28 protein-coding genes and 2 tRNA genes are annotated in these 26,119 nt (G+C 68.8%); 19 read left to right on the top strand and 11 right to left on the bottom strand.

Annotation, left to right across the window (positions count from 1 at the left end; all coding sequences use genetic code 11):
• Positions 1-308 precede the first annotated feature (308 nt).
• The 4 genes from HOV77_RS04605 (at position 309) to HOV77_RS04590 (ending at position 2,554) form a co-directional block, all read left to right on the top strand.
• Positions 309-382 (top strand) — tRNA-Ala (locus tag HOV77_RS04605).
• A 67-nt stretch (positions 383-449) separates the two neighbouring features.
• On the top strand, positions 450-1,307 hold the full coding sequence (locus HOV77_RS04600; RefSeq protein WP_290857881.1) for a protein phosphatase 2C domain-containing protein: 858 nt from the start codon (positions 450-452) through the stop codon (positions 1,305-1,307).
• A gap of 9 nt (positions 1,308-1,316) precedes the next feature.
• The gene (locus HOV77_RS04595; protein WP_290857880.1) at positions 1,317-2,135 is read left to right on the top strand and encodes an aminoglycoside phosphotransferase family protein; all 819 of its coding nucleotides are present in this window, start codon (positions 1,317-1,319) and stop codon (positions 2,133-2,135) included.
• Between the two features lie 41 nt (positions 2,136-2,176).
• Positions 2,177-2,554, top strand: a complete 378-nt coding sequence (locus HOV77_RS04590; RefSeq protein WP_290857879.1) for a VOC family protein — start codon at positions 2,177-2,179, stop codon at positions 2,552-2,554.
• A gap of 199 nt (positions 2,555-2,753) precedes the next feature.
• Here the strand turns inward: HOV77_RS04590 and HOV77_RS04585 are convergent, their stop codons facing one another.
• From HOV77_RS04585 to HOV77_RS04565, 5 genes are all read right to left on the bottom strand, one after another.
• Positions 2,754-3,227, bottom strand: coding sequence for an NUDIX domain-containing protein (locus HOV77_RS04585; protein WP_290857878.1), 474 nt, complete (start codon positions 3,225-3,227; stop codon positions 2,754-2,756).
• The gene (locus HOV77_RS04580) at positions 3,224-3,625 is read right to left on the bottom strand and encodes a hemerythrin domain-containing protein (RefSeq protein WP_290857877.1); all 402 of its coding nucleotides are present in this window, start codon (positions 3,623-3,625) and stop codon (positions 3,224-3,226) included. Before HOV77_RS04580 ends, HOV77_RS04585 begins: the two co-directional genes overlap by 4 nt.
• A 130-nt stretch (positions 3,626-3,755) precedes the next feature.
• The gene (locus tag HOV77_RS04575) at positions 3,756-4,145 is read right to left on the bottom strand and encodes a VOC family protein (protein WP_290857876.1); all 390 of its coding nucleotides are present in this window, start codon (positions 4,143-4,145) and stop codon (positions 3,756-3,758) included.
• A gap of 17 nt (positions 4,146-4,162) precedes the next feature.
• Complete coding sequence (locus HOV77_RS04570) at positions 4,163-4,807, bottom strand: SRPBCC family protein (protein WP_290857875.1); 645 nt, start codon at positions 4,805-4,807, stop codon at positions 4,163-4,165.
• Positions 4,770-5,216, bottom strand: coding sequence for a metalloregulator ArsR/SmtB family transcription factor (locus tag HOV77_RS04565; RefSeq protein WP_290857874.1), 447 nt, complete (start codon positions 5,214-5,216; stop codon positions 4,770-4,772). The genes HOV77_RS04570 and HOV77_RS04565 overlap by 38 nt, the downstream gene beginning before the upstream one ends.
• A 160-nt stretch (positions 5,217-5,376) precedes the next feature.
• Here HOV77_RS04565 and HOV77_RS04560 point away from each other — a divergent pair, with 160 nt between their 5' ends.
• Positions 5,377-5,577: a hypothetical protein gene (locus HOV77_RS04560; protein ID WP_290857873.1), complete on the top strand. Its 201-nt coding sequence runs from the start codon at positions 5,377-5,379 to the stop codon at positions 5,575-5,577.
• Between the two features lie 120 nt (positions 5,578-5,697).
• Here HOV77_RS04560 and HOV77_RS04555 read toward each other — a convergent pair whose 3' ends face one another.
• The 3 genes from HOV77_RS04555 to HOV77_RS04545 form a co-directional block, all read right to left on the bottom strand.
• Positions 5,698-6,216 (bottom strand): GNAT family N-acetyltransferase, encoded by a 519-nt coding sequence (locus tag HOV77_RS04555; protein ID WP_290857872.1) that lies wholly within the window; start codon positions 6,214-6,216, stop codon positions 5,698-5,700.
• A gap of 30 nt (positions 6,217-6,246) precedes the next feature.
• Entirely contained in the window at positions 6,247-6,723 is a 477-nt protein-coding gene (locus HOV77_RS04550) for a hypothetical protein (RefSeq protein ID WP_290857871.1), read from the bottom strand.
• Between the two features lie 144 nt (positions 6,724-6,867).
• The gene (locus tag HOV77_RS04545; RefSeq protein WP_290857870.1) at positions 6,868-8,424 is read right to left on the bottom strand and encodes a phospholipid carrier-dependent glycosyltransferase; all 1,557 of its coding nucleotides are present in this window, start codon (positions 8,422-8,424) and stop codon (positions 6,868-6,870) included.
• A 71-nt stretch (positions 8,425-8,495) separates the two neighbouring features.
• Between HOV77_RS04545 and rsmI the strand changes: the two genes are divergently transcribed.
• The gene (rsmI, locus tag HOV77_RS04540; RefSeq protein ID WP_290857869.1) at positions 8,496-9,329 is read left to right on the top strand and encodes a 16S rRNA (cytidine(1402)-2'-O)-methyltransferase; all 834 of its coding nucleotides are present in this window, start codon (positions 8,496-8,498) and stop codon (positions 9,327-9,329) included.
• 145 nt (positions 9,330-9,474) lie between these two features.
• On the opposite strand, the gene HOV77_RS04535 is transcribed toward rsmI, so the two are convergent.
• A complete protein-coding gene (locus HOV77_RS04535; protein ID WP_290857868.1) occupies positions 9,475-10,284 on the bottom strand; it encodes a hypothetical protein in 810 nt (269 codons plus the stop codon).
• 177 nt (positions 10,285-10,461) lie between these two features.
• On the opposite strand from HOV77_RS04535, the gene metG reads away from it, so the two are divergent.
• The 9 genes from metG to HOV77_RS04490 all read left to right on the top strand — a co-directional run bounded on the left by metG (position 10,462) and on the right by HOV77_RS04490 (position 20,493).
• Positions 10,462-12,252, top strand: coding sequence for a methionine--tRNA ligase (metG, locus tag HOV77_RS04530; RefSeq protein WP_290857867.1), 1,791 nt, complete (start codon positions 10,462-10,464; stop codon positions 12,250-12,252).
• A 213-nt stretch (positions 12,253-12,465) separates the two neighbouring features.
• Entirely contained in the window at positions 12,466-13,491 is a 1,026-nt protein-coding gene (locus HOV77_RS04525; protein WP_290857866.1) for a hypothetical protein, read from the top strand.
• A gap of 60 nt (positions 13,492-13,551) precedes the next feature.
• Entirely contained in the window at positions 13,552-14,562 is a 1,011-nt protein-coding gene (locus HOV77_RS04520) for a TatD family hydrolase (RefSeq protein WP_290857865.1), read from the top strand.
• A gap of 33 nt (positions 14,563-14,595) precedes the next feature.
• Complete coding sequence (rsmA, locus tag HOV77_RS04515; RefSeq protein ID WP_290857864.1) at positions 14,596-15,501, top strand: 16S rRNA (adenine(1518)-N(6)/adenine(1519)-N(6))-dimethyltransferase RsmA; 906 nt, start codon at positions 14,596-14,598, stop codon at positions 15,499-15,501.
• Positions 15,498-16,448 carry a 4-(cytidine 5'-diphospho)-2-C-methyl-D-erythritol kinase gene (locus HOV77_RS04510; RefSeq protein ID WP_290857863.1) on the top strand — a complete coding sequence of 317 codons (951 nt, stop codon included), beginning with the start codon at positions 15,498-15,500 and terminating at the stop codon, positions 16,446-16,448. The genes rsmA and HOV77_RS04510 overlap by 4 nt, the downstream gene beginning before the upstream one ends.
• 58 nt (positions 16,449-16,506) lie before the next feature.
• Positions 16,507-18,297, top strand: coding sequence for an ABC-F family ATP-binding cassette domain-containing protein (locus HOV77_RS04505; protein WP_290857862.1), 1,791 nt, complete (start codon positions 16,507-16,509; stop codon positions 18,295-18,297).
• Between the two features lie 55 nt (positions 18,298-18,352).
• Positions 18,353-18,787, top strand: a complete 435-nt coding sequence (locus HOV77_RS04500) for a DUF4383 domain-containing protein (protein WP_290857861.1) — start codon at positions 18,353-18,355, stop codon at positions 18,785-18,787.
• A gap of 154 nt (positions 18,788-18,941) precedes the next feature.
• Positions 18,942-19,955 carry a GNAT family N-acetyltransferase gene (locus tag HOV77_RS04495; protein WP_290857860.1) on the top strand — a complete coding sequence of 338 codons (1,014 nt, stop codon included), beginning with the start codon at positions 18,942-18,944 and terminating at the stop codon, positions 19,953-19,955.
• 55 nt (positions 19,956-20,010) lie between these two features.
• Positions 20,011-20,493, top strand: a complete 483-nt coding sequence (locus HOV77_RS04490; protein WP_290857859.1) for a DUF4383 domain-containing protein — start codon at positions 20,011-20,013, stop codon at positions 20,491-20,493.
• Positions 20,494-20,508: 15 nt separating this feature from the next.
• Here the strand turns inward: HOV77_RS04490 and HOV77_RS04485 are convergent, their stop codons facing one another.
• Together HOV77_RS04485 and HOV77_RS04480 are read right to left on the bottom strand one after the other, a co-directional pair.
• Positions 20,509-21,111, bottom strand: coding sequence for a TetR/AcrR family transcriptional regulator (locus HOV77_RS04485; RefSeq protein ID WP_290857885.1), 603 nt, complete (start codon positions 21,109-21,111; stop codon positions 20,509-20,511).
• A gap of 131 nt (positions 21,112-21,242) precedes the next feature.
• Positions 21,243-22,283, bottom strand: coding sequence for an acyl-CoA desaturase (locus tag HOV77_RS04480; protein ID WP_290857858.1), 1,041 nt, complete (start codon positions 22,281-22,283; stop codon positions 21,243-21,245).
• Between the two features lie 182 nt (positions 22,284-22,465).
• On the opposite strand from HOV77_RS04480, the gene HOV77_RS04475 reads away from it, so the two are divergent.
• The 4 genes from HOV77_RS04475 (at position 22,466) to HOV77_RS04460 (ending at position 25,996) form a co-directional block, all read left to right on the top strand.
• Positions 22,466-23,314 (top strand): helix-turn-helix domain-containing protein, encoded by an 849-nt coding sequence (locus HOV77_RS04475; RefSeq protein WP_290857857.1) that lies wholly within the window; start codon positions 22,466-22,468, stop codon positions 23,312-23,314.
• Positions 23,315-23,331: 17 nt separating this feature from the next.
• Positions 23,332-23,403 (top strand) — tRNA-Gln (locus HOV77_RS04470).
• 37 nt (positions 23,404-23,440) lie between these two features.
• Positions 23,441-24,889 (top strand): bifunctional UDP-N-acetylglucosamine diphosphorylase/glucosamine-1-phosphate N-acetyltransferase GlmU, encoded by a 1,449-nt coding sequence (gene glmU / locus HOV77_RS04465; RefSeq protein ID WP_363259632.1) that lies wholly within the window; start codon positions 23,441-23,443, stop codon positions 24,887-24,889.
• Positions 24,890-25,015: 126 nt separating this feature from the next.
• Complete coding sequence (locus HOV77_RS04460) at positions 25,016-25,996, top strand: ribose-phosphate diphosphokinase (protein ID WP_290857856.1); 981 nt, start codon at positions 25,016-25,018, stop codon at positions 25,994-25,996.
• Positions 25,997-26,119: the final 123 nt, after the last annotated feature.

Raw genomic sequence — 26,119 nt, 5'->3', positions numbered from 1 at the left:
CGAGGTCCGCCGGGCCCAGCGCCGCCGCGCCGCCGCCCGCCGCGAGGCCGCGCGCCTCCTCCAGGAAGAGCTCATCCGCCAGCGCGCGGCCCTCGAGGCCGCGCAGACGGGCCAGCAAGATCTCCCTCGCGCCGTCGGCGGCCCGGTCATCTCCTACCGTCCCGCTTCGCGCGGTCCGGCCATTCAGCCAAGATCACGTGTACGCGGAAAGCCGTACCACGCCGGCCCGGCCGTCGGCGGGGGTGATTCGCGCTCGGCTGGGTAGACCTGCTAGCCTTATCGCCGGTCCGAGGATTCGGATCGAACCGGGGGACGTGGCGCAGCCCGGTAGCGCACCTCGTTCGCATCGAGGGGGTCAGGGGTTCGAATCCCCTCGTCTCCACCCAGTTCAGAAGCCATTTCCGTCGAGGGAAGTGGCTTCTTCTGTATCTGCCGAGCCGGGTGGGTTCATGATCGAAGTTCGGACCGCGACCAGTCCTGCTCCGGGTCGGCCGGTCAACGAGGACGCGGTCTTCCAAATCGGCGACCTTGTCGGAGTGCTTGACGGCGTGACGCTGCCACCTGGCTTCGACTCAGGGTGCCGCCACGGGACGGCGTGGTACGTCCGACAGCTTGTCGCAGCTCTGTGCGAGCACTACACGGCCGGTCCGACCGAGCCGCTCGCGACGCTGCTCCGGTCGGCCATCCGGACCGTCCGGGAGCTCCATCCCGAATGCGATCTCGACCAGCCGAGCACGCCGGCTGCCACAGTCTGCCTCGTACGCACTGGGCCAGCGGCCGTGGACTACCTCGTGCTCTGCGACACCACACTCGTCATCGAGGTGGACGGCGTGGTCACCGCGATCACAGACGGCCGCTTCCGAGAGATCATCGCCGAACTCCGCCGAGTTCCGCCCGATCCCACGGCAGGTGAAGCCGTCGGCTCCAATCGCGGCTACACCGCCGGCAAATGGAAGCGCACCAACCAACCCGGCGGCTACTGGATCGCGGCGGCGACGCCCGAAGCGGCCGACGAGGCAGTCACCGGACAAGTGCCGGTGGGCGCGTCACGGATAGCGCTGCTCACCGACGGCGCGGCCGGCGCGGTCGATTCGCTGTCCATCATGACGTGGCGGGCGTTGCTCGACGTCCTGACCGACCAGGGTGCCGATGCCCTGGTACGCCGAATCCGAATAGCCGAGGCGGCGCACGCCGAGACTGGTGAGTTCACCGGCAAAGTCCACGACGACGCCACGACAGCGTTGCTGCTCTTCCCCACCTGGGCGTACCGGGGAAATGCGGCTGCCGGGCCGCATACGCCGGGCTAGGGTTTCCCGGTGGAGGCGTACGGAATCCAGCGGGCGATCGATGCCGCCAGGTCAACGGCGATGGAGCTCGGTCTCATCGCCCGCGATGCCGTCGTCATTCAGGACTCGAACAAGCTGACTCTGCGCCTGCGGCCCTGCGACGTACTGGCCCGGGTGTCCCCGATGGCGGACCAGTCCGCGCGATTCGAGGTGGATGTCGCTCAGCGGCTGGCCGACCTGGGCAGCCCCGTGGCCGCGCTGGAAGCGCCGCAAGTTTTCGTCCGGGACGACTACATCGTCACGCTGTGGACCTACTACGAACCGGTGACCACTCAGGCGATTCCACCCGCTGCGTACGCCGACGCGCTCGAACGACTGCACGCCGGAATGCGTAAAGTCGAGCTGGCCGCTCCGCGGTTCACGGATCGAGTTTCCGCGGCTCAGACGCTTGTGGCGGACCACGAACGGACACCGGATCTAGCCGACGTAGACCGGGCCTTCCTCGCAGACACGTTGGCACGCCTCCGCCAGACCGTAAGTCAGAGCGGGCGGCCCGAACAGCTCCTCCACGGCGAACCCCATCCGGGCAACCTGCTCTCTACTGACGCCGGCCTTCTTTTCATCGACTTCGAGACCTGCTGCCTGGGTCCGATCGAGTTCGACCTGGCCCACGCGCCCGTCGAGGTCGCCGACCACTATCCGGGTGTCGACCACCACCTGCTCCGGAACTGCCGAATCCTTGCCCTCGCGATGGCCACGACATGGCGCTGGGATCGCAACGACCGGTTCCCCGACGCTCGCCGGATCGGCGTCGAGTGGCTGAGCGAGATCAGAATCCTGATGTCTTAAATCGGTCGCGACACCGGCTCTCAATCGGTAACCATCATTGAATGAGTACGGTTGTGGGGATAGTGCTGGACTGTCGTAACGCAGCGAGACTCGCGCGATTCTGGGAGGTCGCGCTGGGCTGGCAGATTCGGGCGTACGACGAGGACGAGGTGGCCAAGCTCGCCGCCATCGGCCGGACGCCGGAGACCGATCCGATGGTGGCCATCGATTCACCGGACGGCACGGTGGTCTTCCATCTCCAGGAGGTTCCCGAACCCAAGGCAGGCAAGAACCGTATGCACATCGACATCCCGCTCCGGGACGAGGCTCATCTGAACGAACTGTTCCGACTGGGTGCCACTGTCGTCGCCGAGTACGACGGCTGGCGGACGCTGGCCGACCCCGAGGGGAACGAATTCTGCGTCACGGTCCCGAACTAGGCCGGGGACCCACTGCGTCTCGGCAGCCGCGCACGGAATCGGCCACGACGCCGAGTGGCTCGGACATGCCTGGGTGGACGGGCGCAAGAGTCAGTCTGATGTGGACGGACTGATCGCGCAGCTGCGTACCGGGAAGGCTGGGCGGCTTAGGGGCCCGCAGGGTGCGTGCCGGGCCACGGCTTGCTCGTGATTCAGGGCGCTAAGACGCGAACCAGGCTTCAGCGCGGTCTGCGTACGCGTCGGCGATGCAGTCCATTTCTCGTCGGGTCAGCGGTGGCAGATCATCGGTGGAGAACCAGCCCACTTCGGTGGACTCGTCGTCGTTGACGAAAGCGTCACCGGACGCCGCGTGGCACAAGAATGCGATGTCCATGAACTGAGACCGGTCGCCGTTCGGATAGGTTGACGGCGGCAGCGCTTGGACGCGCAGCAGCCGAACGGCCACGGCGGTGACTCCGGTTTCCTCCCAGACCTCGCGAAGCGCACCGATCGCCGGTTGCTCGCCGGGATCGAGGCATCCCGTCACGAGTGTCCAGCGACCGTTGTCCTTTCGGCGTACCAGCAGAATTTGACGATCCGCATTGAGGACCACGGCCGTGACCCCCGGCATCCACAGCAAGTCGTGGCCGATCTTCTCGCGGAGCGCGAGGATGAACTCGGGTGTCGGCATCATGTTCCCAGCAGGGTTGGGCCGAGAGTGGGATCGAGCCGGTTCAGCGCCGCGGCCAGCTTGCGTTCCTCGTAGGTGAAATGGGTTTCCAGCAGCGCCGCGAGCGTGTCGCGTTGGAGCTTGGTGGGGTTGTCGGCGAGCTGTTGCAGGGCGGTGACGATCTGCTCGTGGTCACGACGGAGTTCGTCGAGGATCGGGCGCAGCTCGGGGGATTCGGCTTCGAGCTGGGTGAACGCGCCTGTTTCCTCGCTCGTGTGGTGGTGTGTGAGCGCCTCGCAGAACGCGAGGCGGTGGGTCGGCAGATCGGCCGGGGCGTCGAGGTCCGCGAGCTGGTCGCGGAGGCGGTTGTGGAGGTCGGCAAGCTGGTGGCTCAGCGCGAGCAGGCGAGTGTGGTCGGCCATGAGATGACCAAGGGTACGCCCAACGCAGCAAGATCATCGTGTTGTCCGGGATAACGCGGCTATTCCACGACGGGAGGCCACGCTATCGCCGGATAACGTGGCCTCCCGTCAGGCGAGAGTGGCGCGGGGGCTAGATGCGCGCGACGATGAGGACGGGATTGCCGTCCGGATCGGCGACGTAGGCCGCTCGTTCGCCCCAAGGCTGGTCGACCGGCTCGGACAGGACCGGTGTGCCGGCTTCGCGGAGGAAGTCGACCGCCAGGTCCACGTTGTCGGTGTAGACGCAGACCTCGACGCGGTTACCGGTTTCCAGGCTGCGCATGCGGCCGTGCAGGGGGACCGAGCCGGCCCGGCCGAAGCCGAACTGGGCCGGGCCGAGACTCAGCACCACGAACTCGGGATCGTCCAATGGAGACGGAGGAAACCGGTATGCCTCGCCGAAGCCGAGAAGGTCGCGGTAGAACGCCGTGATCGCCGCCAGGTCGTCGGTCAAGAAGATGGGGAACGGATCGCGGAACATACCGCGACGATAGCTTTCTATTCAGCGGGCTCCGGGGGAACGTAGAACTCGGTCGTGTTTCGCGTGGCCGTGGCTGCCTCCTCCGGCGTGGCGCCGGAAGCGAGCAACGCTTTGCCCCATGCCTCGCTGCTGCCCGTGGCGAGTTGCCGCCCCTCGGCCGACATGCCCCATGCCATGCGCTCCTCCATCGACGCCTCCACGCCGGTCAGCTCCCATTGCAGACCGAGGAGGCCGAGCTCCCAGCCGACGCCGACCGCGCCCGGGCCGTAGGTCGCCCACCGTTCGGGGTCGACGGTCGCCACGTGCTCCAGGTCCAGCACCGTCTGGCCGCCGTCCTCGGCCAGGCGTACCACCACTTCGGAGACGTCGGTCGCCGCTCGCTCGCCGAAGAACCAGGTCACGCGCAGCCGCGCCGGCGGCTCGCATTCCAGCACCTCGCCGCCCGCGTTGCCCTCGAACTGGTACTGCCCACCCAGGCGCAGGTCGCCGCTCACGGGCAGAAACCACCGGTTCAGCCGTTCGGCGCTGGTCAGGGCGTCCCAGACGTCGTCGATCTTCGCGTCGTACGCGCGACGCAGCCGGACGACTTTGGCTTCGCCGTTGGGCAGTGGACGGCTTCCCGTCTCACGCTGCACGGCGGCGAGTTCTGCGATGATGTCCATCATTGGCTTGCTCCTGTTCTCCTGATCGGCTTTCCCGTCGGCCGGTTTCGGGTTGCGCAGCCTCGCTGTCCGCAGCTTCACGGCGGTGGGCTTCGCGTTGGCCGCGGGCCAGTTCGGTGGCCAACGCGTCGAGGCGCTGGCTCCAGAACGCCCGGAATCGGCCGAGCCATTCGTCGGCTTCGGCCAGCGCGCCCGGATCGAGCGCGTACAGGCGACGGGTGCCCTCGGCGCGTACGGTCGCGAATCCGTTGTCACGCAACACTTTGAGATGCTGTGAGACAGCAGGCTGGGAGATGCCGAACTCGGCCTGCACGGTCGAGCTCACGACGCCGGCGGGTTGTTCGCCGTCGGCCAGCAACTCCAGGATCCGACGGCGTACCGGGTCGCCGAGAACGTCGAACGCGTGCACGCCCCGACTATTTCAGGTCCAGCTTATATAAGTCAACTCTTAGATTGTCGGCGGCGCACCGTGACCGCGACAAAACCCAACGTCACCAGGCGATCCTCGCCTTCGATGCGGGCGTGTCGTGCCTTGACTCTGACGAACATCCGTTCGATAGTCTCCGTCCGTGGGACGCGCGAAGATCTGGCTCCCGTACGGTCATCCGCCTCGCCAGCGAGGCCGGGTGCAGGCGTGCCCCACCGGGCACGGGTTGATGCGTCCCGCCTGGTCGATGTGCCTGGACTGCGGGCTCTACTGCCGTCACTGGGAGTGCGCCGAGTGCGCCCAGGAACTGCGCGACGTCACCCACGTCTGCAGGTCCGGCTGAACGCTCGGCTCGCCCCGCTGGCCCGGCCGGCCTTCCAAGATCATGGGAACTTCTCGGTCACCATGGCGACGCGGAAATGACCATGATCATGGAACGCGGCGCCGAACGCGACGCTGGGGGTCAGAGCCGCTGGGTCATGACCTGCCCGGGCCAGTCGCGTTCGCCCTGGGTGACGGAGAACGTCTCCGCCCGGGTGAACCCCTGCCCTTCGTAGTAACGGATCAGCGCGCCCTCGCCACCGGCGAAGCAGTCGAGGCGCAGCACTCCGACGCCGAGGGCTCGGGCCTGCTCACGCGCATGGTCGAGCAGAGCCGAACCTACGCCGCTGCCCTTGGCGGTGCGGTCGGAGATGAGGAACTGGACGTAAAGCTCCGGCTCCTGCGCCGGTGGTGCGTACGGGAGTGCCTCGCCGACCGACAGCGCCCCGACCGGTCGGCCGCCGGCCTCGGCGATCCACAGTCCTCCGGCGCGGGCGAAGCCCTCCATCTGCGCGATCCGCTTCGGGTTGGTCGAGTGCGGCTCGCTGCCCCATTGGTCGGTACGCCCGATGGACACCAGCCAGGCGGTCGCCTCATCCATGAAGCGCAGGACGGTGGTGACGTCGTCGAGGGTTCCGGGGCGGATGATCAGTGAGGACATCCGACCATCCTGCCACTCGGATCAGGCGGCTCAGGCGTCGGCGGTAGCCCGCTGGCTCCCCATCGGCCAGCCTGCCTGCTGTGGAGTGAGGTGGCCGAGGCGTACGAGGCGGGCCTTCACGCCGCCCACCGTCCGGCCGAGCGATCTCGCGATCTCGGCGTACGCCTCGCCGGCCTGGAACTGCTGGAGGAGGTCGGCCTCCTCGGCGGGTGTCCACTTCTGATAGAGGTTGGGATGCTTGCGCCGCCGCTCCGCGGCCGCCGTCGGTGGCCCGCCCCACGCTCCCATGGTGGCGACCTCCAACGGCAGGACGCTGAGGACGAGGCTGACGTCGTCGGGCGCGATGACGCCGGTGAGGTCGGTCATGACCTGCCCGTCGCCGTCGCAGATGATCAGGCTGAACTCCCATCGCCCGTCCGCCGAGGGGGTGGCGGAGATCTGCCCGGTGCGATTGGGGCCGGTCACCTCGCGGACGAGGGCTTGCTCCGGAAGGATGTATGCGCTCATGCGGGAAACGCTAGGGAAAGGGCCCGACAACCTGGCCGGATCTGCTCACCGGATCCGGGATAACGCGGCCTCAACACGCGGCGAGGGGACGTTATCCCGGATAAGGCCCCCTCGAAAGATCCCGGATAACGCCCCTCGAAAGACCTAGATCCAGCGGTTGCCGAGCCACATCCGGTGCAGCCAGGAGTCGTAGGGAATCGACTGCCCGGTGAAGATCGGATAGAAGTACGCGAAGTTCAGCGCCACGAGCAACACGAACGCCCCGGCGATCACCGCGCCGGTCATCCGTCTCTTCTCGTCGGGCAGCCCGTCCTTGCCGGGACCCATGATCGCGCCGAGCACGTAGACGACGGCGAGGATGAGGAACGGCTCGAGCGGCAGCGCGTAGAAGAAGAACATCGTGCGGTTGTCGAGCTCGTAGTAGAACCAGGGGAGCCAGCCCATCGCGATGAAGCCGAGGATCGCGCCGGCGCGCCAGTCGCGGCGGGAGATCGCCAGCCAGACGAGCGCGGCCAGGGCGGGCAGGAAGGCCCACCACAGGGCGGGGGTGCCGTTGAGGACGACTTCGGCGGCGCAGCTGCCGCCGCCGCAGGGGTCGTTGCTCGACCAGTAGAACGCGACCGGACGGGCCAGCAGCAGCCACTGCCACGGCCACGACTGGTAGGTGTGCGGATCGTCGAGGTGCGTGTGGAAGTCGTACGCCTGCTGGTGGTAGTGCCACAGGTTCTGCAGCGCCCCGATGACCGGGAGTTCGTGGCCGCCGGTGTCGCGGAGCCAGTGCCGGTTGTACCCGCCGTCGGTGAGCAGCCAGCCGCTCCACGTCGTGAGGTAGATGCCGAAGAACAGCACGGCGCACACGAGGAACCAGCCGGTCTCGTCGAGCAGGGTGTCCACGATCGGGCGGCGTACGCCGACGACCCGGCGCGTGCCGATCTCCCACCAGTAGACGAGGAACACCATGATCGGGAGGAAGGCGAGCGCGCTCCACTTGACGCTGAACGCCAGGGTGAACATGACGAACGCGGCGATCCGCCACCACGGGACGGCGAACCGGGGGCGGCTCGCCCGGCCGCGCCCGGCCGGGTCGCCGCCGGCTTCGACGAACTCCACCCAGCGCCGCCGGCGCTGCTGTCGGTCGAGGACGAGGCAGGTGAACGCGGCGAGCACGAAGAACATGAGGAACATGTCGAGCAGCGCCGAGCGGGAGAGTACGAAGTGCATCCCGTCGAACGACATGAGCAGCCCGGCCGCGCAGGCCAGCGCGATCGACCCGAACAGGCGACGCGCCACGAACATCAGCATCAGGACGCTGGCCGTGCCGAATAGTGCGGCGGAGAATCGCCAGCCGTACTCGTTGTATCCGAAGATCTGCTCACCGATGCCGATGAGCCACTTGCCCAACGGCGGGTGCACCACGTAACCGGCGGTGTTGGCCTTCTCGTCCCACTCGTAGCCCAGCCGCCAGATGTTGTGCGCGTCGGTGGCGTAGTAGACCTCGTCGAAGATCTTGCCCTTGGGCGCGTCCAGCCCGACGAAGCGCAGAATGCCGGCGATCAGCGTGACGATGCCCATGGCGAGCCAGGCCCACGGGTCGTATTTGACATCGATCGGCAGCAGGCGCTGCCGGATGTCGGAGACGGCCGGGGCGCCCGGTGCCGCCGGGTGCGGGACGCTGGCGGTCGCTTCGGGGGCAATCGTCATGGCCGCATACTAGCGCTCGTTTCTCCCCTAGCGGTGCGAGCGACTGTGAGCTGCTCGACCATACTGTCACCATGTTGATCCTCTGCGGCGCGCCGCTCGGAAATCCGGCCGACGCATCGACGCGTCTGCGCGAGACGCTCGCCAGCGCCGAGGTCATCGCGGCGGAGGACACCAGGCGGCTGATCCGGCTCGCTCGCGACCTTTCGATCGAGATGCCCGGAAAGTTGATCAGCTACTTCGAGGGCAACGAGGAGAAGCGGACACCCGAACTCGTCGATCTCCTTCGGTCCGGCACGACCGTCGCGCTGATCACCGACGGCGGCATGCCCAGCGTCAGCGACCCCGGATATCGGCTGGTCACGGCGGCTCTCGCGGCGGGCGTACCGGTCACCTGCGCGCCTGGCCCCAGCGCGGTCACCACCGCGCTCGCCCTGTCCGGCCTGCCCGTCGACCGGTTCTGCTTCGAGGGCTTCCTGCCGCGTACCGGGTCCGCGCGCCGCGCCCGGCTCGCCGAACTCGCCGTCGAACCCCGCACGCTCGTCTTCTTCGAGTCCACGCATCGCATCGAGGCCACGCTCCGCGACTTGGCGTCCGCGTTCGGTCCCGACCGTGCGGCCGCTCTCTGCCGCGAGCTCACCAAGACATATGAAGAGGTACGCAGAGCGCCGCTGGCCGAGTTGAGTGACGCGGCAGCGCAGTTCAAAGGCGAGATCACGCTCGTCGTCGCGGGGGCCGCGCCGCAGCAGACGCCCCGGCCGAGCGACGACGAACTCCGCGAGCTCGTGGCCGAGCAGGTGAGGGCCGGGCTCACCCGCCGGGATGCGATCGAGGCGGTGGCCGCCGCCTACGGCGTCGCCAAACGCGAGGTGTACGCCGCCGCAGTCGCCCCCGCCCCATCGCGTTGATCATGAACCTAAGGTCCGCTTCGGCGGCGTGTCACCGCCCCCGTCGTCGTGATCAACGCGGCGTTGCCGCGTCTGTTGATCACGACCTTAGGGGGCCGACACGCCGCACAGGCGGAACCTTAGGTTCATGATCAACGCTCAGCGGTCAGTAGGAGGCGGCGAGGAAGCCGATGATCAGGAGGAGCGGGGCGGCCAGGCTGGTGGCGACGGCCGCCCGCCGGGCCTTCGGGTCGCTGAACCGGATCGCACCGGTGCTCAGGGCGATCCCGAGACCGCAGAGCATGGCGAGGCAGAAGCTGATCACCCAGCGCAAATGCAGCCCGCGCAAGGCATCCCCGACGTACGCCTGATCGCTGTGCGAGCCGACCATGCGAGCGGACAACTGCGACTGCTCGCCTTGTGGCAGGGTCGACTGATCCACTCCGAGCAGGGCCACCCGCTCGACGACCAGGCCGGAGTCGGCGGTGAAGTCGCCGACGCAGCGCTGACTGACGCCACTGCCGACGCACTGGATGACGCTGGCCTTCCCGTCGTGCCCGTGGCCGACCGCGAGCCACAGCGGTTCGGCGGTCACCCAGGCGAAGAACGCGGCCAGGAGCGCGAAGAGAACCAAGCCCGCCAGGCCGAGGACTGACGTTGTGCGTACCCCTTGCTCCTGCTTGGCCGGACGAGACGCGGTCGGGCGGTGACCGCGGACCGTGCGACCCGCCATCATCTCGCGCGTGGGCCAGGCCTCGGCCTCGACCGGCACGGCGCGGAGCGCGGCCGGGGCGGCGACGGTGACCACCGGTTGGGCCGGAATCTCAGCCGGTAGCTCTTCCTCGACCGGTTCGACGAGAGCGGACTCGGTGTCGGACTCGGGCCGGGTCCAATGCGCGGCCCAGGGACTCGTTTCGCCCCCCGGGCGCGTGGACGGCGAACCGGAGCCGCCGTCGAACTCCGTTGATCCGGTCACTACATCATCTTCCCGATAAAACCGCATCTAGCTGGACATTCCCTCGCGTGTCGCGGAGAGTGATATCCAGTTCGCCGCCCTTCTGGTCCCCTGAGCCATTCGTTCCGGTCGAGCCCGGTCCTCGCGGCCAACTACGCCGCGTCGAGCCGGACCGACCGGGGATTAGGCTCTATGGCTATGAGTCACGTTCTCGCCGCGGTCGCCTGGCCTTACGCCAACGGCCCGCGCCACATCGGCCATGTCTCCGGGTTCGGGGTGCCCTCCGACGTCTTCAGCCGCTACATGCGGATGGCCGGTCACGACGTGCTCATGATCAGCGGCACCGACGAGCACGGCACGCCGATCCTGGTCGAGGCGGAGAAGGAGGGTGTCACTCCGCGCGAGCTGGCCGACCGCTACAACCGGGTGATCGTCGAGGACCTCGCCGCGTTGGGCCTCTCGTACGACCTGTTCACCCGGACGACCACGCGCAACCACTACAAGGTGGCGCAGGAGTTGTTCAAGACGGTCAACGACAACGGCTACATGCTCGAGCAGACCACGCACGGGGCGATCTCCCCGTCGACCGGCCGTACGCTGCCCGACCGCTACATCGAAGGCACCTGCCCGATCTGCGGCTATGAGAGCGCGCGCGGCGATCAGTGTGACAACTGCGGCAACCAGCTCGATCCCGAAGACCTGATCAACCCGCACTCCCGGATCAACGGAGAGGTGCCGAAGTTCATCGAGACGCAGCACTTCTTCCTCGACCTCCCCGCGCTCGCCCCCGCGCTCGGCGAATGGCTGCGTACGCGGGAAGGCTGGCGGCCGAACGTCTTGAAGTTCTCCCTGAACCTGCTCGACGACGTACGCCCCCGGGCGATGACGCGCGACATCGACTGGGGCATCCCGGTGCCGCTGCCCGGCTGGGAGGACAACCCCGCCAAGCGGCTCTACGTGTGGTTCGACGCCGTCATCGGCTACTTCTCGGCCTCGGTCGAGTGGGCCCGCCGGTTCGGCGACACCGCCGAAGCCTGGAAGAAGTGGTGGGCCGCCGCGGAGAAGCCCCGGTCCTACTACTTCATGGGCAAGGACAACATCACCTTCCACTCGCAGATCTGGCCCGGTGAGCTGCTGGCGTACAACGGGCAGGGGACCAAGGGCGGCCAGCCCGGCCCGTTCGGCGAGCTCTCCCTGCCGACCGAGGTCGTGTCCAGCGAGTACCTGACCATGGAGGGCCGCAAGTTCTCCTCGTCGCGCCGCGTCGTCATCTACGTCCGCGACTTCCTGTCCCGCTACGACGCCGACGCGCTGAGGTATTTCATCGCGGTCGCCGGGCCGGAGACCACCGACACCGACTTCACCTGGTCGGAGTTCCTCCGCCGGAACAACGACGAGCTCGTGGCGAGCTGGGGCAACCTGGTGAACCGGACGATCTCGATGGCGGCGAAGAACTTCGGGGAGATCCCGGCGGCCGGCCCGATGACCGCCGAGGACGAGCACCTGCTGGCGCTCTCGCGGGACGCCTTCGCGACGGTCGGCAACCTCATCGAGCACCACCGGCAGAAGCAGGCCATCACGGAGGCGATGAAGGTCGTCGCCGAGGCCAACCGCTACTTCTCCGACCAGGCTCCGTGGAAGCTCAAGGGCGACGACGAGCGGGAGCGGCTCGGCACCGTCCTGCACGTGGCGCTCCAGGTCATCCGGGACTGCAACACGCTGCTGACGCCGTTCCTCCCGCACGCCGCCCAGCAGATCCACGAGCTGCTCGGCGGGACCGGGGTCCACGCGCCCATGCCGCAGATCGTCGAGGTCGAAGACCTGGACGGTGGCCCGGCGTACCCGATCCTGACCGGGGACTACACCGACGGCGCGAAGTGGGAGACGGTTCACATCGTCCCCGGTACGCCGCTGAAGCCGCCGACCCCGGTCTTCAAGAAGCTCGATCCGTCCATCGTGGAGGAGGAGCTGGCCCGGCTGGCCGGCTGACCCGCTGCGCTTTTCAGCGCTGGAGGCTGCGCTTTTCAGCGCTGGAGGCTGCGCTTTTCAGCGCTGGATCAGGGATGTGGGTCGAATCTCGCCGGGGAGCCTCTTGGGCGAGCCGCCAGGAGTGCAGTCAGCCCAAGATTCGGCCGAGATCCCTGATCCAGCGCCATCGGTGGGTCACGTTCCGTTCACTTTGGGCGACTAGCGTCGCTGATCGTGACGATTGTCGATCACTCCATGATCATCTCAGTTGAGCAGGACGGGCCGATGCTCGTCCCGCTCAGCCGGGACGTGAGCTGGGAAAGGATCCAGCGGCTCAGCCAGCAGCACGTGCGCGGCGAGGATGCCGAGCTGATCGCCACCGTCCGCGCGTCCGCCGTCGTCCGGCGCGGCACCCGGATGGTCAAGCCGTTGCCCGCCCGCGCCGTCGCCGGCGTACTGCGGGGCGCTGTCGTGTCCGGCTTCTGTTACCGCGGTTACGACACGGCGTCACTGCGTTCGCCGGGCGACTGGTCGGTGCTCGGGGCCGAACCGACCGCGCCGGTCACGTTCGTGCTCCGGTGGCGCGCGGTCGATCCGGTCGATTACGCGTACCCGAGACCCGGTGACGGACTGAGCGCCATTCCGGCGCACGAACGGGTCGGCCCGCCGGTGCTGGGCACCGGGTTCGCCCCGAGCAGCACCGAGCTGATCCCCGAATTCCACACCGCGGGCTTCGCCGATCTGCCGCTCACGGCGAACGCTTCGCTGGTGGCGTACACACCGGACGGTTCCGAGGCGATTCTGTACACCTATCAGCCGGAACAACGCGGCTGGCTGCGCTTGGCCGGTCCACAGTGGCGTCCGCTGCTTTACGGACTGCCCGGGGTGGCACCGGAGCAGGAGTATCACCCGTTGCACGGCGAGCGCCCGTTCAGCCGCCTCGTCGGCCGGTTCCAGGAGGCCGAGCACGACGCGGTCGCCGATCCGCCCGAGACCTTCCGCGTACTGGCCATGTCCCGGGCCGCCCGGTTCCCGGTCGACTCCCTTGCCCGCCGCACCCGGTACGCCCGCTGGCGCGGAGTGCTCTGCACCGGCGTCGGAGCCGAAGGCGACTGGGCCCGTCTGCGGATCTGCGAGCCGGATGCGGTGACCGTCGCTGCTACCGGAGCGCAGTGCCAGGAGCGCGGAGTCTACGAAGTGTGGGCACCAGTGGCGGAGGTCACCGACGTACAGGACCTCGACATCCGCTACGAGATCTGACACCGGCATCTTGCTGTAGCGACGCGGATCTTGCGGTAGCGGCGCGGCTAGGATCACGAGGTGACCGACCGCAGCCGCCGTGCCGCCGACCGCCGCGAACGCCCAGCGCCGGAAGCGCCGGCTGCGCTGCCGGTGGCCGTCCTCGACAGCCATGTGCACTTGGACATCGTCGCCGGCAGTCGCTCGACCGAGGCCGGTGCCGACGCTGGGAGGACGGCTGCCGGCGACAAAAGCGACATCGTCGCCGGCAGTCGCTCGACCGAGGCCGGTGCCGACGCTGGGAGGACGGCTGCCGGCGACAAAAGCGACAAAAGCGACATCGTCGGGTCGAACGGCTCGGGCTGGTCGGTGGCCGACCAGGTTGCGGCGGCCCGGGCGGTCGGCGTCGACCGGCTGGTCCAGGTCGGGGTGGACGAAGCGTCCTCCCGCTGGAGCGCCGAGCTGGCCGAGCGGGAACCGTCGGTGCTCGCGACGGTGGCGCTGCATCCGAACGAGGCTCCTCGGCTGGCCGATCTGGACGCCGCGATCGCGGTCATCGACTCGCTCGCGGGGCAGCCGCGCGTACGCGGGATCGGGGAGACGGGGCTGGACTTCTTCCGCACCGGCGAAGAGGGTCTCAAGGCGCAGGAGCACAGCTTCCGCGGGCACATCGAGATCGCCAAGCGTACGGGGAAAGCACTGGTCATCCATGATCGCGACGCGCACGCCGACGTTCTGCGGGTGCTCGACGACGCCGGTGCGCCCGACACCGTCGTGCTGCACTGCTTCTCCGGTGACGTCTTCTTCGCCCGGGAGTGCGTACGCCGGGGGTATGTGTTGTCCTTCGCAGGCACGGTGACCTTTAAGAATGCGCCGCACCTACGAGAAGCCGCTGCGCTGACGCCGCTCTCCCAGCTGCTCGTGGAGACCGACGCGCCCTACTTGACGCCGATGCCGCATCGGGGCGCGCCGAACGCCTCCTACCTCATCCCGCTGACCGTACGCGCGCTGGCCGAAACGAAGGGGCTGCCCGTCGAGGAGGTCTGCCAGGGCATCTCGGCCACCGGGGAACGCGTGTTCGGCCCCTGGTGAAGACGCCCCGGTGAGGCCGTAGGCTGATCGACTATGACCGGACTGCTGGGGCCGGCGCAGATCCGCGCTCTCGCCGCCAAGCTGGGCGTACGCCCGACGAAGAAGCTGGGGCAGAACTTCGTCCACGACCCCAACACGGTCCGGCGCATCGTGGCGGCGGCCGGGTTGACCGAAGACGACGTCGTGCTCGAAGTCGGCCCCGGCCTGGGCTCGCTGACGCTCGGGCTGCTGGAGACCGCGGCCGAAGTCCACGCGGTGGAGCTCGATCCCGTGCTGGCCGCCGCGCTGCCCGAGACCGTCGCCGAGCAGGCCCCGGAGGCGAAGGATCGGCTGACCGTGCTGTCCGGCGACGCGCTGCGGACCACCGCGGCCGACTTCACGCCCGCGCCCACGGCATTGGTGGCCAACCTGCCGTACAACGTCGCGGTGCCGGTCGTGCTGCATCTGCTCGCGACGTTGCCGAGCCTGCGGCACGGGCTGGTGATGGTGCAGCTCGAGGTGGCCGATCGGCTCACCGCCGGGCCGGGTTCCAAGGTCTACGGCATCCCCTCGGTCAAACTCGCCTGGTACGCCGAATCGCGAATGGCCGGAAAGGTGCCACCGGCGGTGTTCTGGCCGGTGCCGAACGTCGATTCCGGGCTGGTCGCGTTCACCGTGCGGGACGCGCCGCCGGCCGAGGCCGCCCGGGCAGACGTGTTCGCCGTCGTGGACGCGGCGTTCGCCCAGCGGCGTAAGACGTTGCGGGCGGCGCTAGCCGGATGGGCCGGCGGGTCGGCGGTGGCCGAGGAGATCCTGCGGGCCGCGGGCGTCGATCCGCAGGCGCGCGGGGAGTCGTTGACCGTCACGGAGTTCGCAGCCATCGCCACAGCTCGGCGGAGGGTGAGCCGGAACGTGAGCGAACCGCCGGAAGCCGAGTCAGACGGTAGGGTTGCCCGGTGACCGAAGCGTGGTGGCCGGATGAGGACGAGCAAGACCGGCCGTTGCCCAGCACCGTGAAGGTGCGCGTTCCGGCGAAGATCAACTTGCATCTGGGCGTCGGCCCACTGCGCCGGGACGGTTTCCACGAGCTGCGTACGGTCTATCACGCGATCTCCCTCTACGACGAGGTGACCGCGCGCCGGGGCGACACGCTGACGCTGACGATGGAGGGGGAGGGCGCCGGGTCGCTCGCCCTCGACGACAGCAACCTGATCATCCGAGCGGCACACGCGCTCGCGGAGTTGGCCAAGGTCAACGCACACGCGCGGCTGCACTTGCGCAAGCAGATCCCGCTGGCGGGCGGGCTGGCCGGGGGTTCGGCCGACGCCGCCGCGACGCTGGTCGCCTGCGACGCGCTGTGGGGGACCGGCGTACCGCGCGACGAATTGGCGCGGCTGGCCGCCTCGCTCGGCTCCGATGTGCCCTTCCTCGTCCACGGCGGCACCGCGCTCGGCACCGGCCGGGGTGAGGCGGTGAGTCCGGTGCTGGCCCGGGCGCATACCTGGCACTGGGTGCTCGGGCTGGCCGAGGGTGGTCTGTCCACACCGGACGTCTATCGGGAGCTGGACCGGCTGCGGCTGGCCGGAGAGGCTCCGGAGCCGCTGGGCGACACCGACGACCTGATGGCGGCACTGCGTCAGCGGGACCCGGCCGTGCTGGCCGCTGCGCTCGGCAACGACTTGCAGGCGGCCGCGATCTCGTTGCGCCCGGCGCTGGGCGAGGTGCTGCGGGCCGGCACCGAGGCGGGCGCGCTCGCCGGTCTGGTCTCCGGCTCCGGCCCGACCTGCGTCTTCCTCGCTTCCGACGCCGGCCACGCCGGTGACATCGTGACCGGGCTGGAGAAGGCCGGCGTCTGCCGGGCCGTACGCGTGGCGCAGGGCCCGGTCGTGGGCGCTCGCGTCATCTGACACCGTGCTCGTCGGCCCGAGGTACGGGCCTGGCGGGCACATCTAGCGAAACAGGATCATGGCGAACATCATCAATCTCGACCGGGTCGGCAAGGGCTACGGCACCGCCGGGCAGCTGCTGACCGACGTGTCGCTGGGGCTGGACGAGGCCGACCGGATCGGCGTCGTCGGGCTCAACGGAGCGGGCAAGAGCACGCTGCTCAAACTGCTGGCGAAGGCGGAAGAGCCGGACTCCGGACGGGTCGCCCATCGGCGGGATCTGCGCGTGGCCACCCTGCCTCAGCGGCTCGACCTGCCGGGCGAGATCACCGTACGCCAAGTCGTCCTCGGCACCGCCTGGCTCGACGAGGGGTTCGCCGCCGAACACGAGTGGGCGGGCGACGCGGGTGTGCGTACGGTGCTGGACGGGCTCGGCATGCCGGGCATCGGGCTCGACGACCCGATCGGCCCCAAGTCGGGTGGGGAGCGTCGCCGGATCGCCCTGGCCGCCCTGCTCATCCGGCACTGTGACGTGCTGATCCTGGACGAGCCGACGAACCACCTCGACATCACCGGGATCGGCTGGCTGGCCGACTGGATCAACACCAAGCTCAAGTCCGCATTGGTGGTCGTCACCCACGACCGGTGGTTCCTCGACGCCGTCTGCACCCGGATCTGGGAGGTCGCCGACCAGACCGTCCGCGCGTACGACGGAGGGTTCGCTGCCTGGACGCTCGCCCGCGTCGAACGCGCGCGCCGAGAGCAGGTCTCCGAAGAACGGCGGCAGAACCTGCTGCGCAAGGAGATCGCCTGGCTGCGCCGGGGCGCCCCGGCCCGGACGAGCAAGCCGCGGTTCCGTATCGAGGCCGCGAACGCCCTGATCGCGGACGTGCCGCCGGTCCGCGACTCGGTGAGCTTGGCCCGGATGGCCACCGCCCGGCTCGGCAAGCAGGTCTTCGACCTCGAAGACGTCACGCTCTACGCCGGTCCGAAGAAGATCCTGGACAACGTCACCTGGCGGGTCGGCCCCGGCGATCGGATCGCCCTGCTCGGCCCGAACGGCGCGGGCAAGACGACCCTGTTGCGGGCGTTGACCGGGCAGCTGAAGCCCGAGTCCGGCCAGGTGCTCACCGGCCAGACCGTGAAGATCGCGTACCTGTCGCAGGAGCTCGCCGAGCTGCCCGGGAACCTCCGGTTGCTGGAGGCGGTAGAGGAGGTCGCCAAGCGGGTCCAGGTGGGCGACAAGGAACTGTCGGCGACTCAGCTCGCCGAGGTGTTCGGATTCACCGACCGTCGGGTGTGGACACACGTCAAGGACTTGTCCGGCGGCGAGCGGCGGCGGCTGCAACTCCTGCGATTGCTAGCCGCCGAGCCGAACGTGCTCATCCTCGACGAGCCCACCAACGACCTCGACACTGACACGCTGGCCGCTTTGGAAGACCTGCTCGACGGCTGGCCCGGCACGCTCATCGTGGCCAGCCACGACCGCTACCTGGTAGAGCGGGTCACGGAGACGGCGTACGCGTTGCTCGGCGACGGCCGGATCACCCACTTGCCGGGCGGAATCGACGAATATCTCACCCGGTCCGCGGGCCTCGGGCAAACTGCGGGGCTCGCGCCGGTCAAGGCCGAGAAGAGCGGTTCGGCGGCGGGTGACCTGCGGGCCGCCAAGAAGGAACTGGTACGCGTAGAGCGCGCCCTGAGCAAGCTGGGCGATCGGGAGGAAAAGCTGCACAAGCAGCTCGCGGACAACGCGACCGACTACGAGAAGGTCGCGAGTCTCGATGCCGATCTGCGGGCGCTGATCGCCGAACGCGAGGCGCTGGAGGAGGAGTGGCTCACGCTGGCGGAGACCGTCGCCGAGGGCTGAACCGGGGCGTTGTACCCTCTCGGGGTTTGTAGAAGCCCTCACTCGGGAGTGCGAGATGTTCAAGCACGCGCCGGTCAACCACCCGCTGCGTCCGCTCTATCGGACGATCGCCGTCGTCGCCTCGCTGGTGACTGTCGCGATCGGAGTGATCGGTTTCTTCGGCACCTCCTCGAACAAGTACTTCGCCGCCGGTGACGGCGAGGTGTTCGGCCTGCTGGGGATGAACCCGGGGCACGCCCTGCTGATGATCGGCAGCGGCGTTCTCGTCCTGCTGGCGCTGCTGATCGGCCGCAACGTCGACAGCGTGGTCAGTTTCCTGTTCGGCGGGGCGCTGATGGCAGTGGGCTCGATCGGCCTGCTGATCATGCGTACGGACGCCAACTTCCTGAACTACCGCATGTCGAACGTGATCGTGGCGTACGTCATCGGCTCGCTGCTGATGGCCGCCGGGCTCTACCTCAAGTCCGGCCGCACCGTCGCCGCGCACTGACGCCGCGCCTTTGGGCACCCGCTGACTAGCGCGCTGGATCAGGGTTCGCGGTCGAATCTTGGCGCAAGATTCGACCCGGAACCCTGATCCAGCGCCCAAGCAGGCGGGCGGAAACCCGGCTGCGCGAAGTGCGGCAGTCGGACATAGTGGGCGGATGAGTCTCGACATCGCCCTCGCCACCCTGGCCGACCACGACGACGCGTACCCCGTGTATCGCGCGGCCATGGCCGAGGACAACCCGCGTGGCCCGGTCTTCTCCCGGCTGTCGTTCGACTGCTTCGTCACCGATCCGTTCCCCGGGCAGATCAGTGAGCGGTATCTGGCCCGGCTGGACGGCACCGCCGTCGGGCTGGCCCGGATCGAGGCCCCGGTGCTCGAGAACACCGACGTGGCCAACATCGACGTCATCGTGACCCCCGAGTTCCGCCGTCGCGGGTTCGGCCGGGAGCTGTTCGCGTACGCCGTCGAGCGGGCGAGCCGGCTGGGCCGGACGAAGCTGCACTGTGCCACGATGTACGACGTCGAGGGCTGCCCGCCCGCTCCGGCCGCACCCGCGGCCTTCGCCCGGTCGCTGGGCTTCGAGCCGGCGTTGCCCGAGATCGCCCGCCAGCTGGAGATCGCCGAAGTCGACGAGGCGGTCCTCGATCGCATGCTCGCCGAGGCGTGGACCCGCGCCGAGGGGTACGACGTCGTGCAGTGGCTGGGTGTGCCGCCAGACGACCTGATCGACGATGTCGCGTACCTCGACGGGCGGTTGTTCTCCGACGCCCCGACCGGCGATCTCGACATCGAGCCGGAGAAGGTCACCCCCGACCGCGTACGCGAGCGGGAGGAGTCGCTGATCGTCCGCGGCCGCAAGACGGTGCACACCGGCGTCGTCCACTCCGCCTCCGGCAAGCTCGTGTGCTGGACGACGATCTGCCTGGACCCGGAGCTGAACAACGGGCAGGCGCTGCAGTTCATCACGCTCGTCGATCCCGATCACCGAGGCCACCGGCTGGGCACCATCGCGAAGATCGAGAACCTGCGGCGGGCCCGTCGGGAGGACCCGGCGATCGCCCGGATCACCACCTGGAACGCGGCCGCGAACGGCTACATGATCGCCATCAACGAAGCGATGGGTTTCCGCCCGGCGTGGGGTGGTATGGAGTGGCAGCGCGCCCTCTAGCGGGAATGGCCCGATTCGCGGGGTGGAGCGGTCGCGCGGATGGGAGAATCCGATCATGTCGCACATACCGGTCAACCATCGGCTGCGGCCGTTCTACCGGACCCTGGCCGTGCTCATCGGGCTCTACCTGCTGATCTTCGGCATCATCGGGGCGATCCAGACCGCTGACGAGCCGTTCTTCTCGCGCGGCGACACGGTGGTGCTCGGGCTCAAGACGAACCTGGCCTTCTCGATCCTCTCCATCGTCATGGGAGCGATCGTCCTGCTGGCCAACCTCTACGGCCGCAACGTCGACCACTTCGTCGACATGGTGGCCGGGGGCGTCTTCATGTTCGTCGGCGTGTTCGGGCTGATCATCATCCGGTCCGACCTGAACAAGCTGAACTTCTCGGTCGCGACCTGCGTGGTCTCCAGCCTCATCGGCACCGTGCTGCTCACGACCGGCTTCTACAACCGCACCGGCCCGATGGAGCAGGCGCGGCAGGAGGAGGCGATCCGCGTACCGGGTGGCAAGCATCCGGGACCGGCCGCCGCGTGACGTCCGCCGCCGGGGCTACTTGCCCCGGCGGGTCAGCAGGCCGGGCTTCTGCTCCAGCTGGGCGAGCCCGTTCCAGGCGAGGTTGACCATGTGCGCGGCCACCGTCTCCTTGCGCGGCTTGCGTACCTCGAGCCACCAGCGCCCGACCAGGGACACCATGCCGACGAGGGCCTGCGAGTAGAGCTCGGCCAGTTTCGGGTCGTAGCCCCGGGACTTGAACTCCGCCCCGAGGATGTGCTCGACCTGGTGTGCGACGTCGTTGAGCACCGACGAGAAGTTCCCCGACGCCGACATCACCGGAGATTCGCGGACGAGCACCCGGAAGCCGTTCGTCTCCTCCTCGATGTAGTCGAGGAGCGCCAGCGCCGCCTGCTCCAGCAGCTCACGCGGGTGACCGGCGGTCAGCGCGGCGGCGATGCGGTCCAGCAGCGAACGCACCTCGCGGTCCACGACGACGGCGTACAGCCCTTCCTTGCCGCCGAAGTGCTCGTACACGACCGGCTTGGAGACCTTGGCGCGGGCTGCGACCTCCTCGATCGAGGTCGCGTCGAACCCCCGCTCCGCGAACAGCTGCCGCCCGATCACGATCAGCTGCTCGCGGCGCTGCGTGGCCGACATGCGTACCCGGCCCTTCGCCGGGGTGCGGTCCGCCGCACGTGCTGCCTGGTCGCGTCCTCGCGCTTCTTCCACGCCGCCATCCTGCCAGGCCGACGCTCCCGCGGATCGCTCCGGCAGGGCGGCGGTGGCGGTCACCGGCCGAGGCGGCCGGCGCTCGTCTCAGCGCCCTCCACCAGCTTCGCGGCCAGCCGGTCACGCTTGGGCCAGCGCACATTGGTCGCCCAGCCGGCCTTTTCGAAGAGCCAGATGGTACGCGCGGAGATGTCGATCTGGCCCTTCATGACCCCGTGCCGGGCGCAGGTCGGGTCCGAGTGGTGCAGGTTGTGCCAGCTCTCGCCGAACGACAGGATGGCCAGCGGCCAGAAGTTGGAGGCCTTGTCGCCGTCCCGGGTCTCGAACGGGCGCTCGCCGTAGACGTGGCAGATCGAGTTGATGGACCACGTGACGTGGTGCAGCAGGCCGACCCGGATCAGACCGGCCCAGAAGAACGCGGTCAGCGCGCCCTGCCAGGACCAGGTGACCAGGCCGCCGACCGCCGCCGGGGCGATCAGCGAGATGGCGATGAGGGTCGGGAAGAGCTTGTCGACGCGCTGGATGTCCTTGTCGGCGACCAGGTCCGGGGCGAACCGCGCCCGGTTGGTCAGCTCGCGGGCGAACAGCCAGCCCACGTGCGCGTAGAACAGGCCCTTGGTCAGCGCCCAGAACGAGGTGCCGAATCGCCACGGCGAGTGCGGGTCGCCCTCGTTGTCGGAGAACGCGTGGTGGCGGCGGTGGTCGGCGACCCACTGGGTGGGCGAGCCCTCGACCGCGAAGGAGCCCGCGACCGCGAGCGTCACGCGCAGCCAGCGGGTGGCCTTGAACGAGCCGTGCGTGAGGTACCGGTGGAAGCCGACGGTGATGCCCATCCCGGCGACGCAGTACCACACCAAGAAGATCGCGATGTCGACCCCCGACAGCCAGCCGCCCCAGGCGACCGGGATCGCCGCGATCAACGCGATGAACGGGATGACGACGAAGGCCCACAGGCCGATCAGTACGCCGGTCGGCTGAGCGCCCTCGGTGAGCGGCTTCGGCCCCCGGATGGTCTGCTCGATCTCGGCGCTGCCGGTCGCGTTGGTCTCGAGGTCGGCCGTCAGCGTTGACTCAGTGGCCGCGTGGACGTCTGTGCTCATGGGCAATGGCACCTCACTGTGCTGGGCGGGGGTGGGGCGTTCTCTCTTACGCCTACGTCACCGTAACTTACGGTCCCGTAGTTTCACAGGGTCGGCACCTGTGAATTTCCTTGGCTCAGCTGCACAAGCTCGGAGCAAACGCAAGACTCCCCTTCCTCGTACACCCGTGCTAATCCTGTTGCATGGACATGGGGGAGGAGGCCCGCCGTCTGCGGGTCGAGGAACAGCTATCGATATCCCAACTCCGCGTACTGCTCGGCGTCAGCCGCGAACAGATCGAAGAATGGCTCCGCGGCGTACCCGCCCCGGACTGGACCCGCCGCCCGAACGCCAAGGACGAACTCCGCGCCCGCGCCGTCGACCTGCGCAACGCCGGTTACTCCGTGCCCGGCATCGCCCGGGAGCTCGGCGTCGCCCGGTCGACCGCCTGGCAATGGACCCGGCACATCCCGCTCGCCGACGACACCCCGGAGGCTCATCGCCGTCGGCAGCACGCCAAGCGCATGAACGACGCCCGGTGGGACCGGCACCGGGTCGAGCGCGACGAACATCGGCGAGTCCTCGACGCCGAGGCCACTGCCACGATCGGCGGGCTGGACGAGCGCGACCTGCTCCTCCTGGGCGCTGTCATGTACTGGTGCGAAGGCACGAAGTCCAAGCCCTGGCGGCAGGTGGAGCGGGTGGAGTTCGTCAACAGCGACCCCCGGCTCGTCCGGCTGTTCCTCCGGTTCCTCGACGCCATGGCGGTGGAGCGGTCGGATCTGTCGTTCCGGGTCCAGATCCACGAGACCGCCGACGCCGCCGCCGCGGTGGCGTGGTGGGCCGAGACGGTCGGAGCCCAGCCGGAGGATTTCCGCGCCACGAACATCAAGCGGCACAACCCGAAGACGAATCGGCAGAACCGGGGCGTGGACCACCACGGCTGTCTGCGGATAGGCGTTTGCCATAGCCGGGACCTATACCGCACCATCGGGAGTGTCATCGACGCCCTGTCCGGGCCTGCTGATGCCGTCCACGGCGGCGCACGTTAGGCTGGCGAGGCACGAATTCGGCCGTGGTGTAATTGGCAACACTGGGGTTTTTGGTGCCCTCTTTCCAGGTTCGAGTCCTGGCGGCCGAGCTATTCGCAAATGTCCGAGTCAAAGGCGGTATCCCGCGTGGCGCGTACTGTGATCATCCTGGCGGCCGGCGAGGGCAAGCGGATGAAATCCCAGCTGCCCAAGGTTCTCCATCCGCTGTTGGGTCGCAGTCTGGTCGGGCACGTGCTGGCCGCCACGGAACCGTTGAGCGGGCGTACGGCGGTCGTCGTCGGGCACCAGGCCGAACTCGTCTCGGAACACCTCGCTCAGATCGCGCCGCAGGCGCAGTCGATCCTGCAGGCCGACCAGCGAGGCACCGGGCACGCGGTGCGGACCGCGCTGGACGCGCTGGAGGATGTCACCGGCACCGTTCTCGTCGTGAACGCCGACGTTCCGCTGCTGCGTACGGAGACGCTCACCGCGCTGATCGAGCGGCATGAGAGCGAGGCGGCTGCGGCGACTGTGCTCACCGCGGTGGTGCCTGACCCGGGCAACCTGGGCCGCATCGTGCGCGACGCGCTCGGTGGCCTGGCCGCGATCGTGGAGGCGCGCGACGCCGACGCCGAGCAGCTGGCCATCCGGGAGATCAACGCCGGGGTGTACGCGTTCGAGGCGGACGCCCTGCGGGACGCCCTCGGCAAGCTGACCACGCACAACGCCCAAGGCGAGGAGTACCTGACCGACGTGTTCGGGCTGCTGCTCGCGGCGGGCCGGCGGCTCGCAGTGCATACCGCGCCGGCCGTGGAGGAGACGCTGGGCTGCAACGACCGGGCCGAGCTGGCCCGGTTGGGCGCGCTGCTCCGGGACCGGATCAACGACGGCCACATGCGGGCCGGCGTCACGATCGTGGATCCGGCCTCGACCTGGATCGAACCTGCGGTCACCATCGAGCCGGACGCGGTGATCGAGCCCAACACCCAGCTGAAGGGGGCCACCTCGGTGGCGGCCGGCGCGGTCGTCGGCCCGGAGGTCACGCTGATCGACACCGTCGTCGGCGAGCGGGCCGAGGTCGTCAAGGCGCACGCGGTGCTGGCCGAGATCGGCCCGCAGGCCAAGGTCGGGCCGTATGCGTACCTGCGACCGGGGACGACGCTCGGCGTGAAGTCGAAGGTCGGCACGTTCGTCGAGGTGAAGAACTCGTCGCTGGGCGAGGGGACCAAGGTTCCGCACCTGTCTTACGTGGGCGACGCGACGGTCGGCGACTTCACCAACATCGGCGCGGCGAACGTCGTGGCCAACTACAACTGGCGGTCGAAGAGCCGGACGGTCATCGGCTCGCACGTGAACACGGGATCAGACTCGGTGCTGGTGGCGCCGGTGACGCTCGGGGACGGCGCGTCCACCGCCGCCGGTTCGGTCGTGGACGCCGACGTCCCGCCGGGCGCGCTGGCGGTGGCGCGGGAGCGGCAGGTCAACAAGGAGGGCTGGATCTTCAAGCGCCGGCCCGACAGTGCTGCCGCGCAGGCGGCCCGAGCCGCGCTCGACGCGGCGGGGTACGCCGATTCGGGTACCTCTGACCAGGGGTGACGCGCGTAACGGTGATCTGTCGCACCCGATCGTGAACCGGCTACGAGCTTGGTCAAGTGCCGGGAGAGGATGACCCGCGAGGGTCATACTTGGTCGCAGTGGCGCGCGGAGGGGCAGACAGGGCCGATGGGCAGCATCGTCGCGGAGAACCGGAAGAATCTGATGCTCTTCTCGGGGCGGGCGTACCCCGAGCTGGCGGAGGAGATCGGGCAGACCTTGGGCGTCGCACCGACCCCGACCGCTGCCTACGATTTCGCCAACGGGGAGATCTTCGTCCGGTACAAGGAGTCCGTCCGAGGCTCGGACGCGTTCGTGGTCCAGTCGATCACGAGCCCGGTGAACACCTGGGTCATGGAGACCCTGATCATGATCGACGCCCTGAAGCGGGGCTCGGCCAAGCGGATCACCGTGGTGCTTCCGTTCTACCCGTACGCCCGCCAGGACAAGAAACACCGGGGACGGGAGCCGATCTCGGCCCGTCTCATCGCCGACCTGCTGAAGACGGCCGGGGCCAACCGCATCCTCACCGTCGATCTGCATACGGCGCAGATCCAGGGGTTCTTCGACGGTCCGGTGGATCACCTGTTCGCGATGGACACGCTGGCCGGCTACGTCGAGGCGAAGTACGGCGACCGAGCGCTGACCGTCGTCGCGCCGGACTCCGGCCGCGTACGCGTCGGCGAGCGCTGGACCGACCGGCTCGGCGGCTGTCCGCTGGCCTTCATCCACAAGACTCGTGACCCGCTCAAGCCCAATCAGGTCGTCGCGAACCGGGTGATCGGTGAGGTCGAGGGACGAACCTGCATCATCGTCGACGACATGATCGACACGGCCGGCACCATCTGCAAGGCCGCCGACATCCTGTTCGACTCCGGTGCGGGCGACGTCATCGTGGCGACCACCCACGCGATCAACTCCGACCCGGCGACCGAGCGCCTGAAGAACAGCCGCATCGCCGAGGTGATCGTGACCAACACGCTCCCGATCCCGCCGGAGAAGCAGTTCGACAAGCTCACGGTGCTGTCGATCGCCCCGCTGCTGGCCCGGGCGATCCGCGAGGTCTTCGACGACGGCTCGGTGACGACGCTCTTCGGCGGCCTCAGCTAAGACGCCGCTCACAAAGCGGGGGTGGGCTGGGGTCACGCTAGGTGGTCGGGTAGGCTGGTCCGGTTGCCACGGCGAGGGTGCTCTGCGGGCTTCGCGGTCTGCGTTGAAGCACCGTGATCGACA

It is taken from the genome of Hamadaea sp. (assembly GCF_013362815.1).
Classification (GTDB): Bacteria; Actinomycetota; Actinomycetes; order Mycobacteriales; family Micromonosporaceae; genus Hamadaea.
The sequence above is the reverse complement of the archived record's forward strand: the minus strand, read 5'-3'. Positions and strand labels throughout refer to the sequence as shown.

Bases quoted from the DNA above. Each gene is read 5' to 3' on its own strand.
- HOV77_RS04600 (WP_290857881.1), top strand. From the start codon at position 450: ATGATCGAAGTTCGGACCGCGACCAGTCCTGCTCCGGGTCGGCCGGTC.
- HOV77_RS04590 (WP_290857879.1), top strand. From the start codon at position 2,177: ATGAGTACGGTTGTGGGGATAGTGCTGGACTGTCGTAACGCAGCGAGA.
- HOV77_RS04585 (WP_290857878.1), bottom strand. From the start codon at position 3,227: ATGATGCCGACACCCGAGTTCATCCTCGCGCTCCGCGAGAAGATCGGC.
- HOV77_RS04580 (WP_290857877.1), bottom strand. From the start codon at position 3,625: ATGGCCGACCACACTCGCCTGCTCGCGCTGAGCCACCAGCTTGCCGAC.
- HOV77_RS04575 (WP_290857876.1), bottom strand. From the start codon at position 4,145: ATGTTCCGCGATCCGTTCCCCATCTTCTTGACCGACGACCTGGCGGCG.
- HOV77_RS04570 (WP_290857875.1), bottom strand. From the start codon at position 4,807: ATGGACATCATCGCAGAACTCGCCGCCGTGCAGCGTGAGACGGGAAGC.
- HOV77_RS04555 (WP_290857872.1), bottom strand. From the start codon at position 6,216: ATGTCCTCACTGATCATCCGCCCCGGAACCCTCGACGACGTCACCACC.
- HOV77_RS04550 (WP_290857871.1), bottom strand. From the start codon at position 6,723: ATGAGCGCATACATCCTTCCGGAGCAAGCCCTCGTCCGCGAGGTGACC.
- HOV77_RS04545 (WP_290857870.1), bottom strand. From the start codon at position 8,424: ATGACGATTGCCCCCGAAGCGACCGCCAGCGTCCCGCACCCGGCGGCA.
- rsmI (WP_290857869.1), top strand. From the start codon at position 8,496: ATGTTGATCCTCTGCGGCGCGCCGCTCGGAAATCCGGCCGACGCATCG.
- metG (WP_290857867.1), top strand. From the start codon at position 10,462: ATGAGTCACGTTCTCGCCGCGGTCGCCTGGCCTTACGCCAACGGCCCG.
- rsmA (WP_290857864.1), top strand. From the start codon at position 14,596: ATGACCGGACTGCTGGGGCCGGCGCAGATCCGCGCTCTCGCCGCCAAG.
- HOV77_RS04505 (WP_290857862.1), top strand. From the start codon at position 16,507: ATGGCGAACATCATCAATCTCGACCGGGTCGGCAAGGGCTACGGCACC.
- HOV77_RS04500 (WP_290857861.1), top strand. From the start codon at position 18,353: ATGTTCAAGCACGCGCCGGTCAACCACCCGCTGCGTCCGCTCTATCGG.
- HOV77_RS04495 (WP_290857860.1), top strand. From the start codon at position 18,942: ATGAGTCTCGACATCGCCCTCGCCACCCTGGCCGACCACGACGACGCG.
- HOV77_RS04490 (WP_290857859.1), top strand. From the start codon at position 20,011: ATGTCGCACATACCGGTCAACCATCGGCTGCGGCCGTTCTACCGGACC.
- HOV77_RS04485 (WP_290857885.1), bottom strand. From the start codon at position 21,111: ATGTCGGCCACGCAGCGCCGCGAGCAGCTGATCGTGATCGGGCGGCAG.
- HOV77_RS04480 (WP_290857858.1), bottom strand. From the start codon at position 22,283: ATGAGCACAGACGTCCACGCGGCCACTGAGTCAACGCTGACGGCCGAC.
- HOV77_RS04475 (WP_290857857.1), top strand. From the start codon at position 22,466: ATGGACATGGGGGAGGAGGCCCGCCGTCTGCGGGTCGAGGAACAGCTA.
- HOV77_RS04460 (WP_290857856.1), top strand. From the start codon at position 25,016: ATGGGCAGCATCGTCGCGGAGAACCGGAAGAATCTGATGCTCTTCTCG.